Genomic DNA, 15,062 nt, shown 5'->3' with positions numbered 1-15,062 from the left:
TTTACCATCCTCGCCTTTCCATTGGTACAAGAGGTTCAGCGCTTCGGGGGGCGATAGTACGTTAACGTCCAGCGCTTCGAGTTCTTTCTCCATCGGCGACTCCGCGGCCCCCAACGAGTGCATCACAGTGTGGCGCAAGGAGACCCCTGATCAGGCTCCAGACACCTCTGCTGGCTCGAACGAATCGAGAATCGGACGCGCCATGTACAACCTGCGCCAGGGGCTTTGAGGAACGTTTTCGAGCATGCCATGTGCTTCCAGCGCGAGTACAGCTTTTCTAGCGGTTGGCGTCGATACCCGCAGAATCTTCTCAGCACGGGCAACTGTCATATAAGGGTTGGCGAAGAGAGGTGGGAGCAAGACATGGGCCCTGGGCTCGTTACGTAGCCTGTACTCGTAGTCCCGCCACAGGTCCATAAGATGGCCGGCCTGGCGTGCGGCATCGGCTGCGGCCTGCGTCACGCCTCCAAGGAAGTAGAGCAACCACGATCGCCAGTCGCCATGAGTGCGGATGCGCTGCAGACAATCGTAATACTGGCCCTTTGTAGCCTCGATGTAAGCAGACAGATAAAGCATCGGTCGAGTCAGCCGGCCTCGCTCGATCAGGAACAACGTGATCAGGAGGCGGCCAATGCGTCCGTTGCCATCGAGGAACGGATGTATCGACTCGAAGTGCTCGTGCATCAGCGCGCACTGGATAAGTGGTGGATACTTGTCACGTTCGTGCAGGTACGATTCCCAAAGGGTGAGAGCATTGTCCATTTCGTAGATTGGCGGAGGAACGTAAACCGCGTCAGCCGGTGATGTGCCTCCAATCCAGTTTTGTGATCGACGAACTTCGCCCGGTGTGCTGTGTTTTCCGCGTACGCCATTTAGCAGATGCGCGTGTATCTCGCATACCAGTCGCCTGGAGAGCGGCAGATCGCTTAGGCGCTTGCATCCATACTCCATCGCCTGAATGTAGTTTTGTACCTCCTGCCTGTCTGCCGGCTGTGTGGAAGTCTTTTCCCCCACCTCATCAAGCAGGAAGTCGGAAACCCCGGCTTGCGTTCCCTCGATGCGAGTGGAGAGAACCGCCTCGCGGAGAACGTAGGGCATGATGAAAAGGTGGGGATTTGGCAGAGTTCGTCCGACACCCGCAAGTTCGCTCAGTGCAGTGTCCGCTTTGGACAGCGCTAGCACGAGGGCGTCATCGTAACGGAGCTTTGGTGGCAGGGGGGCTGGCAGAAAGGCATGGTAACCCTCGCGAGTGAGAGTCACTGTACCAGCTTCTGTGCTGTGAAACTCAGTTGGGTTCACTGGGGATTCCCTTCCGCGACAATGCCGCCGCTTGCATGGTAGCGCATTCTGAAAGAATACGCGGGAATCTTTTCAAAACTTGGGGCATCCTGAAAGAAACCTTTCAGAATTACCATGGTGCTACCTCTCCCCCTTCCACTTGTGCAGGAGGTTCAGCGCTTCGATGGGGCTGAGGACGTTCACGTCCAGGGCCTTCAGTTCCTTCTCCATAGGCGTCTGCTGGGCGTCAAAGAGCGTCAACTGCAAGTGCTCCACCTTGTCTACCTTCGCCGGCGGGTTGCCGTCGCCTTCCAGTTGGTCCAGCACCTCGGTGGCGCGGGCGATGACTGTGTCCGGCAGGCCGGCCAGGCGCGCGACCTGGATGCCGTAGCTCTTGTCCGTGCCGCCGCGGATGATCTTGCGGAGCCAGAGGATGCGGTGGCCGTCCTCCCGAACGGCGATGCGGTAGTTGCGGATGCCATCCTGCTGCTTCTCCAGGTCGTTCAGGTGGTGGTAGTGGGTTGCGAACAGGGTTTTGCACCCAACGCCGGCGAGGTGCTCCACCACCGCCCAGGCGATGCTCAGGCCGTCGTAAGTGCTCGTTCCACGCCCGATCTCGTCCAGGATGACGAGGCTGCGCTCCGTGGCGTTGGACAGAATGTTGGCAGTCTCGGTCATCTCGACCATGAACGTGCTTTGTCCGCTCGAAAGGTCGTCATGAGCGCCGATGCGGGTGAAGATGCGGTCCACCACGCCGATCGTCGCGCTGTCCGCCGGCACGAACGACCCCATCTGCGCCATCAGCACGATGAGAGCGACCTGCCGCAGCCACGTGCTCTTGCCGCTCATGTTAGGTCCGGTGAGGACAATGAGGCGTTCCTCGCTGTTCAGCACGCAGTCGTTGGGGATAAACGCGTCGGACTGCGACCGCTCCACCACCGGGTGCCGGCCGGCCGTTATCCGGATGGCGTCGTCCGCGTTGACCTCCGGCCGCGTGTAGCGGTTCTCAACGGCGGCCTTCGCCAACCCGAGCAGCGCGTCCACCTGGGCCAGCGCAGCGGCAAGGGCGAGCAGCCGTACCGACTGGTCCGCCACCGCGTCCCGGACCGCCTTGAATAGCTCCGACTCCAGCGCCGAAATCCTCTCGTCCGCTCCGAGGACCTCGTGCTCGAACTCCTTCAACTGCGGCGTCACGTAGCGCTCGCCGTTCGCCGTGGTCTGCTTGCGGATCCAGTCGTCCGGCACGCCGTTAACCTGCGAGCGAGAGACCTCCAGGTAGTAACCAAATACGCTGTTGTAGCCGATCTTGAGCGTCTTGATGCCCGTCCGCTCGCGCTCCTGCGCCTCCAGGTTCGCGATGTACTGGCGGCCGTTGGCGGCCAGATCGCGCAGGTGGTCGAGGTCGGCATTGAAGCCGGCGCGGATGTACCCGCCGTCCTGCATCTTGAGCGGCGGATCGTCCACGATGGCCGCGCTCAAGAGGCTCCGCAGGTCGTCGCACGGGTCCAGCGCCTCGCGAAGCACCACCAGGAGCGACGACTCGCACGATGTAAGCGCTCTGGCCAACTCCGGAATGCGTTCCAGAGAGGCGTTCATGGCTGCCATATCGCGCGGGTTGGACGCGCCCGTGGCGGCGCGGCTGACGAGGCGCGGGAGGTCCGCGATGCCTTTCAGCGCGGCGCCGGCATCGTGGCGGAGGATCGTGGAGGCGTGGAACTCGGCGACGGCGTCCTGGCGCGCGTGGATCGTATCCACGTCCAGAAGCGGGTGCTCGATCCACTGGCGCAGCAGGCGGACGCCGCCCGGCGTGGCGGTCCGATCCAGCGTCTGGAGCAGGCTGGCGCCGGTGGCGGTCCACTGCGTGCTGGTGAGCTCCAGGTTGCGGCGGGCGGTGGCGTCCAGGAACAGGAAGTGGTCCGTGCTGTAGGTCGAGAGGCCGTTCAGGTGGTGCTTTGCGGAGAGGTGGTTGCCCTCCAGGTAGTCCAGCACGGCCACAGCCGCCTGCTGGGCCAGCGGCAGGTCTTCGCAGCCGAACCCGCGCAGGCTGGCGACGCCGAAATGCTCGCACAGGATCTGGTGCGGCGAGCGGATGTCGGCTTTCGATTCGAAGGCCTCCAGGCGGCCCTTCACGACCGCCCTCACGTCCTCCTCGATCAGGAAATCGTGCAGGAGCAGCGTTTCCGCCGGCTGGAGCCGTGTCAGTTCGTCCAGCAGAGCCCTGCGCGGATCGGAGCCGCGCAGTTCCGTCACGGCGAACTCCCCGGTGCTGACATCGGCCACGGCCAGCCCGAAGTTGTCGCCGCCCTGTGCGACCGCCACGAGGAAATTGTTGGCCTTGCCGGGGAGCAGCGAGTCCTCGACCACCGTGCCGGGCGTGACGACCCTCGTAACGCCGCGTTTGACGATGCCCTTCGCCTTCTTGGGATCCTCCAACTGGTCGGCGATAGCCACCCGGAAACCGGCGGCGATGAGTTTCGCGATATAGCGATCGGCTGCGTGGTAGGGCACGCCGCAGAGGGGGACGCGGTCGCTCTTGGAGACAGGGCGGCTCGTCAGCGTGATCTCGAGGACCGGCGCTGCACGCTCGGCGTCCTCGCCGATCATCTCGTAGAAATCGCCCATGCGCATCATCACGAGGGCGTCCGGGTACTGGGCCTTGACGGCGTTGTACTGCGCCATCATCGGGGTGAGTTTGGGGGCGTGTTCCACGAACCCCATTTTAGAACGATTTCAACGCGGAGGATGGCATTGCCCGAATTCAACGCGGAGGGCGCGGGGGTTCCCTACATCGCCTCAAGACCGTAGAATCACCACGGCCGCGCTGGCGGGCTGGGCCCCTCCGATTCACCGTCATTCCAGCGGTCTCAAATCCACATGTAAAGGAACCTCAGGGCAAGCTGTTTGTTAAGTTGTTACAGCGGTCATTTGCTAATGACTGACCGTAATTCGGTTAATGAATCGTCGGCGCGCTTACCGCGCTCGCATGGTTGCAATCTTAGGGGTGCAACCCGAAAGGATCTTTTCATATGAGGTGCATCATTCCGGTGTGGCTCCGTGTCTCATTCCTTGTGGCCGGCCTGGCCGGCGCCCTTGCCGCGCCATCTGGCGCCAACACCACCTACACAAACCTGGTCAACGCCCCCGTTGCCGGTAATTCCGTCATAATCCTTGACGACACCGTCTATGGCGGCGCGACAAGCCAGGAAGCGGTGGAAGCGCTCAACCTCGGCTTCGATGTTGTGCTGAACAACGCCACTACGTGGGGCAGCATGACCACCGCCAATTTTGCGACCTTCCGGGCCATCATCCTGGGCGACCCGCTCTGCGTTGGTGGTACCGGCCCTATAACGGCCGCGTTGGCCAACCGGACAGTCTGGTCGCCAGCCGTTACAGGCAACATCCTCATCACAGGCACCGATGAAGCCCTGCACACCGAAACACTTCCCGGCTTGAAGGACAGGGGAACAGACCTGAAACGCCGCGGCATCTACTTCGCGGCAAACAACCCCGCAAAAACCGGTGCCTTCGTTTCACTGAGCTGCTACTACGACGCCGCGCCCGTCACGCCACAACCCCTGCCGTTGATGGACCAGTTCGGCACTTTCATGATTCACGGCCAGCTTGGGTGTTACAACAACGCACACATCGTAGCGACCGCACCTGGTCTCACGGGACCAAGCGTCGGCCTGCCGCCTGTGCCGCTGCTGTTGGACGCCAATCTCTCCGGATGGGGCTGCTCGATGCACGAAGGGTTCGACTCCTGGCCGGCCAACTTCTACGTGTTCGCCATCGGCCAAAACCTGACCAACGTGTACAGCGCCACGGACGGGACCCACGGCCTGCCCTACATCATCGTCACCGGCGACAAAGTTGATGTCATCACGAATATTCAGCTTGGACCCAAAACCGCGACCAACCCGGTGGGAACGAATCACACCGTCAGCGCCACGATCACACCCATTCCGCCGGTCAACACGGTCGTGACGTTCACCGTAATCGCAGGCCCTAATACCGGCGCCACCGGAACCGGCAACACCAACGTCGGCGGCGTGGCATCCTGGACGTATCCGGACACGAAGGGCCCCGGGTGCGACTATATCGTCGCCACGTGGACGGATGCCACTGGCGTCGTCTACACCTCCAACACCGTCACCAAGTGCTGGACGCCGTGCCCCACACCAGTGTTCACCATTACCGGGCCTCCCACAACCTGCCAGCAAGGCGTCTATTGCGTGACGCCACCGCCGCCGGGCGCCACGTACCTGTGGTCTGTTACCAACGGGACCATCGTGGGACCGAACAACGGCCCTTGCGTGACCATCAACTGGAATCCGACCGGTGGCGGCGTTGTGACAGTGACGATCTCCATGGGGCCGGCGTGTCCGCCGATCACAAAGGAGATCGGAATCCAGCCGTGTGACATTACGCCGAAACCCTGCTGCGACGGCGTAATGCTGACGGCAACGCCAAGCACCTTCACGCTAGGCCCAGGCGGTTCGGCCACTTTCGCGCCAACCCTCAGCGTTCTCGCGGGACTTGGCCCCATCATTCGTGTCGTGGGTACGGTGGTCACCACGAATCGGACGTTTACCCCGGTCACCTGCGGCACAGCCGGCCCGGTGAACAGCTACCTCATCGGCTGGGGCGCGAGTCCTGGCTTCAACGCCAGCATCCCGCTGGTCAACGCTCACGCAATGGTCTGGAAGTCTGTAGCGCCGGCCGGCGTGAACCTCGGCGCGGGGCAGGCATTCCCCATGAACATCCAGTTCCCACCGATACCCGGCTGGCCGTGTGCGGACAGCCTTTCATTCTGTGTACGTTATGAATTCACCGACGTTAACTGCAGGACCTGCGAGGTTACCGTGTGCTATAGGCCTTACGTTCGGAAGGGTTCCAAGTGGCATTGGGACGTTATCCTGGGTACGGCCGTGGTTGGCGGTGCGCTGCCCGGTGGGGCCGTTATCTCGGCCCGTGACCCGGACGGCAACCTCATCACAGACATGACGGGTTCCGTCTCCCTGTCGATCAAGCCCGGTACCGGGTCGGACGGCGCCACCCTGACCGGGACGACTACCGGGCAGGTTTCCGGAGGCAGGGTCACCTTCAACCAGTTCTCGGTCACAAAGGCCGGTGTGGGTTACGTGCTTACCGCGACGCCCAGCGATGATCCGGAAGAGGCCGTGGACAGCAACCCGTTCAACGTGGTCCTCACGGGCCAGATACCCATCTTCCACACAACGACGCCCATCACCATCGACGGCAACATCACCGCTGCCGAATGGAATGGCGCGCCCATCATCAACCTCAACCAGGCGGTGCAGGACCTGCTGCCCGGCCACTGGAGCGGCCTGGCCGATTACTCGGCGCAGGTGAAACTGAAGTGGGATACAGACAACCTGTATTTCGCCGCGTTCGTGGCGGACGACGTGGTCTCGCTGCCGGCTTCGCCAGTAGATCCCACCGATCTGCTCGGGCGAGACGGGCTCCAGATGTTCCTGAGCCTCTCCGACCACCAGCACAATGGGGGAACATCCTACACGGACAGTGACTTCGATGTGAGGATTTCCGCCGACCCGCCGGCCGCCGGCACCGTGGATTATACCGCCATCGCCAATTCGCCACAGAGCAGGGATGCCCTGAAAGGCGTTTTGAACGTCATCAAATTCGTGCGCCTGGCAGGCGGGTATGCCATCGAGGGATCGCTGCCGTGGAAGCAGCCGAACGCGTGGAGTTATACACCGGCGATTGGAGGCGTGATCGGGTTCAACCTGCAAGGGCGGGACAATGACTCCAGCGCGCCGGGTACCGATACCCTGATGAGTCTCACCGGATTGCCGGGCGCGGAAACCACCCCGAACACCTGGACTTCCGCCATTCTGCTGGGTGGCCCGCCGCTGCTTGGCGACATCAACCAGGACGGCGTTGTAGACTCCAAGGACGTGATTCTGGCCACGCAGTTGGCGGGCGGACTCACAACCTCAACCGTGCCGGGAATCGCCTTCCCGAGCGCGGACGTCAATGGTGACGGCGTTGTGGACATGAAAGACGCCGTCAAGGTGAACCGCATAGCCCACGGGCTGTGAGGGGGGCAGCATCCAGCATTCAGCATCCAGGCCGGACTTCGGACCTGGATGCTGGATGCCGGATGCTGGATGCTGAAAAAAACTTCAGACAAAAGGGCTTCCTCGCGGGCTAGTAAGTAGGAGGCCAAAATCATGGCGAAGCGTAACGGCTTGACGGCGGACGAGGTGATCGCGTCCGCCGTCCGTTCGTCCGGGTACACACTCACCGACTATCAGCAGCGTTTTCTGGCGGACCGCAGCCGGTTCCGCGCCGTTCTGAAGGCCCGGCAGACGGGGTTCTCCTGGCTGTTCGCGCTGGAGGCGCTGGCCGAGGCCGTGGCTTACGGGCGCTTCAGCATCTTCGTGAGCCTCAACCGCGAGGAGGCGGCGGAGAAGATCCTCTACGCCATGGACCTGTACGAAAGCCTGCCCGCGCGGATGCGTCCGCGCCTTACCCTCTCCGGCGTCCGCGAGATACGCTTCGCGAACCGCGGGCGACTCCTCTCGTTTCCCTGCCGCTCGCCGCGGGGCCGCTCCGGCGCCAACATCTACCTGGACGAGATGGCGTTCTACCCAAACTCCCAGCGCCTGTATACCGGGGCGATCCCCGTGATCACCCACGGAGGACGCATCACCGCCGCGTCCACCCCGAACGGGGACATCGGCGCCTTTTTCCGCGTGACGTCTGACCCGCTCATCGCCGCCCACTACTCCCAGCACGTCGTGCCATGGTGGGACGCCCCGTGGCTGTGCAACGACGTCGAGGCGGCCCGGCAGGACCCGGACGCCGATACGGACCGCCGCGTTGGCGTCTACGGCACCGACGTCCTCATCGCGATCCGCGAGACGCTGGACCTGGAGGCGTTCCAGCAGGAATACGAACTGCGCTTCGTGGACAGCAACGACGCGTTCATCTCGTGGCCGCTGATCGAGGCGAACGCGAACGACATCCCGCTGGCCGGCACCTGGGCGGCCCTGGCCGCCGTTCCGGGCCGGCTGTTCGTGGGAGTAGACGTGGGCCGCGTGGCCAACGCCACCGAGATCGTGGTCCTCCGCGAGGAACGCGACCGCCATACCGTGTGCTGCATCCGCACGATGGTCAACGCCACCTTTGAGCAGCAGGAAAACGCGATCATGGATTGCCTGGCGGTGCCGGGCGTGAAGATGGCGTGCATCGACGCCACCGGCATCGGCTGCGAGCTGGGCGAACGCATCATGGCGCAGTGCCCGGAACGCGTGGTACCCGTGACTTTCACCGCCGCCGGCAAGGAGCGGATGGCGTCCGCCCTGAAGCGGGACCTGGAGCGCGGCACGCTGACCATCCCGCGGAACCGCAGCCTGATGGACCAGATCCAATCGCTCCGCCGGACCGTGCGCGAGTCCGGCATACCGTGCTATGACGCGCCGGTGAAGGACGGGGCCCACGCGGACAAGCTCTGGGCGCTGGCCCTGGCGCTGCAAGCGACGAAGTGCGGCCCGGCGTTGATCAACGTCAAGGTGCTTTCCTGAAAATCATCCCGATCTACCGCAGAGGGCGCAGAGGACGCTGAGGAGCGCAGAGGATTCGAGATTCTGCCAGAAACGGGAGGTTGGGCCTCCGAGCCCGACGCTTCCGGACCTAACCCCCCGGCCCCCTTCCCGATTCCCGCGCTACGCGCGGCGGGAAGGGGGAGACGGGGAGGGCGGAGTGCATTCATCGTTCCTCGCTCATAATTCATCGTTCAGGAACGGGTCGTCCGGCGGTGGGGTGTAACCGGCGGTCTGGCTGGCCCATCGGAGCGCGGCGGTGTGGCGCTCCACTGCCTGCTTTCCGCGTTCCGTGAGGAGCCAGCGCGGGGCTTCCGTCACGAAGTCCGGCGCGAAGTAGCTGCGCGGCTCCACGGCGTTCTGCGTCTTTTCCACCCAGCCGAGCCGCCACCACTTTTGCAGGAGCGCGTGCACGGAGAAGTAGCTGAACCCGCAGTGCTCTGCAAGGGTCGGGGTTTGCTCCGGAGGGCACCGCGTGAGGTAATGCATGATGGCCAGCGGTGTGGGACGCAGCAGGGAGGGTTCGGCGTGGTCGTGCAAGACGTCGTAAGGCATCACATCCAGCCGCCCCTCGTAGCCGGCCGTCTGCCACTCCAGGTCCCACCCGATGCGCCGCGTGACCCAACCGTAGCGCCACAGCCATTTGCGCCCGGTATCGGTGGCCTGCCAGTCCAGGTACTTAATGTTGCCGGCCGATGACTTCGGCCGCCTCCGCTTCGCTGGCCTCGCGCACACGCTGACGGCCCACGTGGACTTCAGGCCCCACAAAACGGACCGCACCGTCGTCGGCGCTATCCCCAGGTCCCGTGCGATGGCCGGGGAACCGGCGGGAACGTGCTGGCAGAGATAGCTCATCACCCGCAGCCGCGTGATGCTCGACATGGACGGCCACACCGGCCAGGCCGCGCTCCCCTCGCCATAAGGGGGCCAATCGCCGCGGCTCGCAACGGCGATCTCCCGCGGTCCTTTGCCGCGTATCATACCGTCCCCCTCGGACCGTGCAGGGTTAGTAGCCATTTGAATGCCTCCTACTTACTAGCCCGCGAGGAGGCGGTTTTGTCTGAAGTTTTTTTGGAGGAGACAGGAGGCGGGAGACAGCAGCCGGACTCCCATCCAACTTCCATCTTCTATCGTCCATCGTCCAATCCGGTAGTGTCGGCGTCCTCGCCGACATCGCATGGTCGTCCCGGAGCCCCCCTACCCCCCAATGTGTCTGATGACAATAGATGGTGGACAGTTTCTGACAAGACATCCTTTACACTTCGCTCGGGAGGTGTGGGATGCCATTTCAGGAGCAATCGCTTATGCAGTCACGGAAACGATTGGCGAGCCTGGTGCTGGAGGGTGGCATCAGCGTATCGGAAGCCGCCCGCCAGTCTGGCGTCAGCCGTACAACGGCGTATCTGTGGGTGAATCGAGCGCGGGAGGAAGGGATCGCCGAGTTGACGGAACGTTCGCGGCGGCCACACGCAATCGCTCGTGTATCGCCTTTGAGCGTCGAGGAGATAGTGCTGGCCGAGAAGGAGAAGCACCGGGCGTGGGGGGCGAAGAAGTTGCACGTCACGTTGTGGCGTGATTCCACGGCACCCGTGTGCGTTCGAACGGTGGACCGGATACTGAAGCGCAACGGCCTGGTTGGCCGTCAAGTCAGACTATCGCAAGGGGACCAACGCTTCGAGCGTGATCGGTGCAACGAGTTGTGGCAATTGGACTACAAGGGGGTGCCGCGGCGTTACCGTTACTGGCCGTTGAGCGTTTTGGACGATCATTCGCGGTTCCTGTTGCTGCTTGCAGCACTGCCGCACAAGACAACGGAAACGGTGTTCGAAGCGCTGTGGAACCTGTTCGGCGAGGTGGGTTTGCCCGACAGCATCCTTTCGGATAATGGGGACGGGTTCAACGACTGGCAGTCGAAGGGCCCCACCCGTTTCGAGGCGAACCTGTGGCTACTGGGGATACGCACGTTGCACGGTCGGGTGCGCCACCCGCAAACGCAGGGAAAGGTGGAACGGTTCCACGAGACCCTGAAACTGGAACTCGGTGACAAACTAGACCAGGCCAATGTGGAGATGGCACAGAGGATACTCGTCGAGTACCAATATGGCTACAACTGGGTCCGGCCCCACGAGGCGTTGGGGATGCGCGTTCCGGGGGTCGTCTACGAAAGCAGTTTCAAGCAACGCCCAAACAAGCTGCCGGCCCATGTGATACCAGAGGGCGCTGTGACCCGCAAGGTCGAGCAGAATGGAACTGTTACCTACAAGGGCCATCTCTACCGGGCTGGCAAAGGTCTGATCCACGAATGGGTGGAGATTCGCCCTGAACTACACGATGATGCAATCTATTTCGCAAACGTCCGCATCGCCGCTCTCGCTGAGGCCCGGGTGTAAACCATCTGTTGTCAGAAACTGTAAAGGATCTCTTGACATCGGACAAATGCTGGGGGACCAAAGGGGGAGGGTTGCAGGCGTAGCGCGGGCGACCCAACATGTCATTCTGAGCGCAGCGAAGAATCTCATCGTCAACAACGCGGAGGACCCGTACGGGGAGGTCTCGCGGAGGAAGACCAAACAAGCATTGGGCGAACCCGACCCTTACGTCACCCTGAGCCTGCGAAGGGTCTCGACCTGATATGGCGCGGACGGGCGGCGAGGCGGTACGGGGCGAACCGCATTCGCAAGCTGTCTACCATGCGCGATATACTCCAGATGGCAACCAACCAACAGGTTGGCACACGCACTCATCGGCTTGCCCCACCCGCAAAGGCGCCCGCTGGGACAGCCATCGTTTCCCTTAGAAGGTCAAAACGGATGGCACGCATCTATCGCGCATCTATTCGCCTGCTGCTGGCAGGCTATCACCTCTCCCTCGTTGCCGGCGCGTCCACGTCGGCGGTCCTTTATGTGAACGCCAACGCGGCAGGACCAACGCACGATGGAACCGCCTGGTCTACTGCATTCCTCACTGTCCAGGAAGCATTGAACGCGGGTTACGGTGGGGACGACGTATGGGTGGCCAAGTCTGAGCCAGCCTCGCCCGCATACGTGGAGTCCATTACCCTTCCCACGGACGTGGGACTCTACGGCGGATTCGCCGGGACGGAGACTGACAGAGGGCAGCGTGACGTGAAGGCAAACGTCACCATACTGGACGGCAACAACACAACGTCCAACGTGGTTTCGTCTTCCGTCAAGGGCGCTGTTGTGGATGGCTTTACCGTCCGCAATGGCGGAAATGCCATACGTGTAAACAGCACGACGACCATCACCAATTGCACCATCCAAGGTAACGGTACCGGCATCTTTGTGCCTGGTGGCACGGCGACCATCACCGACTGCACCATCAGCGGTAACACCAATGGCTCTGGGGTCTACGTGGATTACGGTGGCACGGCGACCATCACAAACTGCACCATTAGCGGCAACTACTATGGCGTCCACGGCACGGCGACCATCACAGACTGCACTGTCAGCAATAATGGAACTGGCATCGACGTGTTCAGTGGCACTGTGACAATGACCAACTGTGTAGTCACCTCAAACACCACTGGCATCTTCACATCTGGAGGCACAGCGAACGTCTCCAACAGCGCCATCAGTGGCAACACCACGGGAGCCCGCGTTGGTGGCACGGCGACTATTGCCAACTGCACCTTAAGCGGTAACTCCACTGCTGCCTTCGTGAGCGGAATGGCTACCCTGACCAACTGCACCATCAGCGGTAACACCATCGGCTCGGGTGTCTACGTGGAAAGCGGTGGCACGGCGTCCGTGACCAACTCTATTGTTGCCTTCAACTCCACTGGGATCTACTTGAACGGTGGCAAGGTAATGTTGTCGCACAACGACGTTTACGGCAGCAGCCCGGACGACTTCAGAAACATCCCCGACCCGACCGGTACCAACGGCAATATTTCTCAGGATCCGCGGTTCGTAAGCCGAACGGGCGGCGACTTCCACCTGACTTCCGGCTCGCCGTGCATCGACGCGGGTGATGATACCCTCGTAACTGCGGGACAGCGTGATGCGGAAGGCCGCCCCCGCATTGTCGGCGCACACGTGGATATGGGTGCGTTCGAGAGTGGTACTATTGACGCCTACACTCTTCACGATGGAGAATCAGCCCTGGCATCTATGGGTGGCCTTTCCTACGTCACTCCTTCGGACTTTGCGCACCTGAATGCGGACCGTGGCGGAGCATCCGCAGATACCATTGATATGTTCGATGTCGTGTGGATAGTCCGCCGGGCCACGGGCCTCGACCCGTCATGAGAAACGTCCCCGCGCGTCCAGTTCCGAGAAATGGACCAGTTGCTGACGCGCTATGGGTTTCATTTCGCCAGCCTATCGGTTATCAAGGGCACGAAGCTGGCACCCGCGGCAAAGGTGGACGCCGGGCAGTGGAGCGTGGAGATGTGAGGTGAGGCAGCGTGGCAAGTGAGGTTTCTGTCGAGATGAAAAGTGCAGAGAGTATCTCACTGCGAAGGGAGGATATTGATCAGCGCTTCAGGGTGATTTGGGACAACCTGATCGGAGGTTGGGCGGCGCTATCCACATGGCAAGTGGTCACAGAAGCCGTTAATGAAGACCGTTTGGACGGCCACAGCTGGCTGCTGCAGTCCGTCGTGATTAGCTGTAGACATGAGGCGATCATGGCGCTTGCGCGCATCTTTGATCCCCGTGATCGCCGCCATGATCATGCCAGCCTTTCCGCACTCCTGGACTTGGTAGCGCAAAATCCCGAGGTTTTCGTCCACGCTCCGACCCGCGAATCAGTGATCGAAGTAGTCGAAGACAAGAAGAAGTGGATCAAGGAGCACAATCTAGCAGGGCGAATACGCCGCATTCGAAACAAGGTCCTCGCTCACTCCGACCTGCAAGGAGTCGGTGATCGCCAGAGCGTCACTGCTGTGTGGATTTCAATGGCAGAGGTCGAGGCGTGCTATGAGGAGGTGTTAGAGGTTGTAAACGTCTTCCAAGGTCACCTCAAGGATTGTGAATGGATATTGGGTGACATCAAGCCGGACGTAATCGATGATTTCAACCGCCTTTTCAAAGCGCCGTTGGATGCGCACGCGGCGTGGAAGGCTAAACGCGACGCCCGCGGAGCCCTCACCCCCTAACCCCCTCTCCCTACGGGCGAGGGGGAACCGGACTGGGCTTGCACTGAAACCGCGAAAGTGGCGTAGGTGAAAGACGTGCTCCCTCTCCCTCGGGGAGAGGGCCGGGTGAGGACTTCCACCGTGCCCGAGAACGATGACATTTCAATCCTGGCCGGCCGTGCCCGCACTATTCCGGACCCGCTTCTTGAGCGAGCGAGGGAGTTGCGGCACGTTCAGACGCCCGCTGAGGATATGCTCTGGGAACGCCTTGGCGGTCGGCGACTTGGTGGCGCGAAGTTCCGCCGGCAACACAACGTTGGTCCGTTCATCGCGGATTTCTATTGCCACGCATACAATCTGATCATTGAAGTTGATGGCGGCATCCACGCGCTACAGACTGAGCGCGATTCCGTGCGAGATGAGTGGGCGGTGTCGCACGGATTTCGGGTTTTGCGCGTAACGAATGATGAGGTGTGCGGCGAGATTGAGAGTGTGCTTGCCAAGATCGCCGCTGATCTGGACCGCTAAGTCCCGGAGCCCTCACCCCCTAACCCCCTCTCCCTGCGGGCGAGGGGGAATCGGAATGGGCTTCCGCTCAAACCGTGAAGGTGGCGTAGCTCACAAACGTGCTCCCTCTCCCTCGGGGAGAGGGCCGGGGTGAGGGCTCCACGCGGCGATTGACCTGACAGCGTAGCACAATCCAAGGGCACGTCCCCTCGCGACGAGGGTTGACCACTCCCGAAAACCGGCGAGGACGCCGGCCCTACCGTGAGACCGTCCGCCGGCACGGAGGCCGGCGCCACGGGATGCGGGCGAGGCGCCCGCGCTAGCGAGTCCGGCGGCCGGTGCCCCTCCCTTCAGGGAGGGGTGGCGAGCCTTAGCGAGCCGGGATAGGTCCGGATACAGGCGAGGCGCCCGCGCTACCCCCGAACCCTCCCCGTTTGGTCCCCCAGTATTGTCCGATGTCAAGAGATCCTTTACAGTTTCTGACAACAGATGGTTTACACCCGGGCCTCAGCGAGAGCGGCGATGCGGACGTTTGCGAAATAGATTGCATCATCGTGTAGTTCAGGGCGAATCTCCACCCATTCGTG

Annotated in this window: 9 protein-coding genes; 6 read left to right on the top strand and 3 right to left on the bottom strand. The window is 62.1% G+C overall.

Annotation, left to right across the window (positions count from 1 at the left end; all coding sequences use genetic code 11):
• Positions 1–150 precede the first annotated feature (150 nt).
• Together VGM51_08525 and mutS are read right to left on the bottom strand one after the other, a co-directional pair.
• The gene (locus VGM51_08525) at positions 151–1,299 is read right to left on the bottom strand and encodes a Fic family protein (GenBank protein ID HEY3413089.1); all 1,149 of its coding nucleotides are present in this window, start codon (positions 1,297–1,299) and stop codon (positions 151–153) included.
• Positions 1,300–1,419: 120 nt separating this feature from the next.
• Positions 1,420–3,996, bottom strand: coding sequence for a DNA mismatch repair protein MutS (mutS, locus tag VGM51_08520; protein HEY3413088.1), 2,577 nt, complete (start codon positions 3,994–3,996; stop codon positions 1,420–1,422).
• A 308-nt stretch (positions 3,997–4,304) separates the two neighbouring features.
• Between mutS and VGM51_08515 the strand changes: the two genes are divergently transcribed.
• A complete protein-coding gene (locus VGM51_08515; GenBank protein HEY3413087.1) occupies positions 4,305–7,361 on the top strand; it encodes a sugar-binding protein in 3,057 nt (1,018 codons plus the stop codon).
• Positions 7,362–7,493: 132 nt separating this feature from the next.
• On the top strand, positions 7,494–8,849 hold the full coding sequence (locus tag VGM51_08510; protein HEY3413086.1) for a terminase family protein: 1,356 nt from the start codon (positions 7,494–7,496) through the stop codon (positions 8,847–8,849).
• Positions 8,850–9,047: 198 nt separating this feature from the next.
• Here VGM51_08510 and VGM51_08505 read toward each other — a convergent pair whose 3' ends face one another.
• Positions 9,048–9,884: a hypothetical protein gene (locus VGM51_08505; protein HEY3413085.1), complete on the bottom strand. Its 837-nt coding sequence runs from the start codon at positions 9,882–9,884 to the stop codon at positions 9,048–9,050.
• A gap of 287 nt (positions 9,885–10,171) precedes the next feature.
• On the opposite strand from VGM51_08505, the gene VGM51_08500 reads away from it, so the two are divergent.
• From VGM51_08500 to VGM51_08485, 4 genes are all read left to right on the top strand, one after another.
• Entirely contained in the window at positions 10,172–11,257 is a 1,086-nt protein-coding gene (locus VGM51_08500) for an IS481 family transposase (GenBank protein ID HEY3413084.1), read from the top strand.
• Between the two features lie 420 nt (positions 11,258–11,677).
• Positions 11,678–13,138 carry a right-handed parallel beta-helix repeat-containing protein gene (locus VGM51_08495; protein HEY3413083.1) on the top strand — a complete coding sequence of 487 codons (1,461 nt, stop codon included), beginning with the start codon at positions 11,678–11,680 and terminating at the stop codon, positions 13,136–13,138.
• 158 nt (positions 13,139–13,296) lie between these two features.
• The gene (locus VGM51_08490; GenBank protein HEY3413082.1) at positions 13,297–13,989 is read left to right on the top strand and encodes a hypothetical protein; all 693 of its coding nucleotides are present in this window, start codon (positions 13,297–13,299) and stop codon (positions 13,987–13,989) included.
• A 105-nt stretch (positions 13,990–14,094) separates the two neighbouring features.
• On the top strand, positions 14,095–14,496 hold the full coding sequence (locus VGM51_08485) for a DUF559 domain-containing protein (protein HEY3413081.1): 402 nt from the start codon (positions 14,095–14,097) through the stop codon (positions 14,494–14,496).
• The last annotated feature ends 566 nt before the right edge of the window (positions 14,497–15,062 follow it).

This window comes from Armatimonadota bacterium (genome assembly GCA_036504095.1).
Taxonomy (GTDB): domain Bacteria; phylum Armatimonadota; class DTGP01; order JAKQQT01; family JAKQQT01; genus DASXUL01.
Note: the sequence above shows the minus strand (reverse complement) of the source record. Positions and strands in the feature narration are given on the sequence as shown.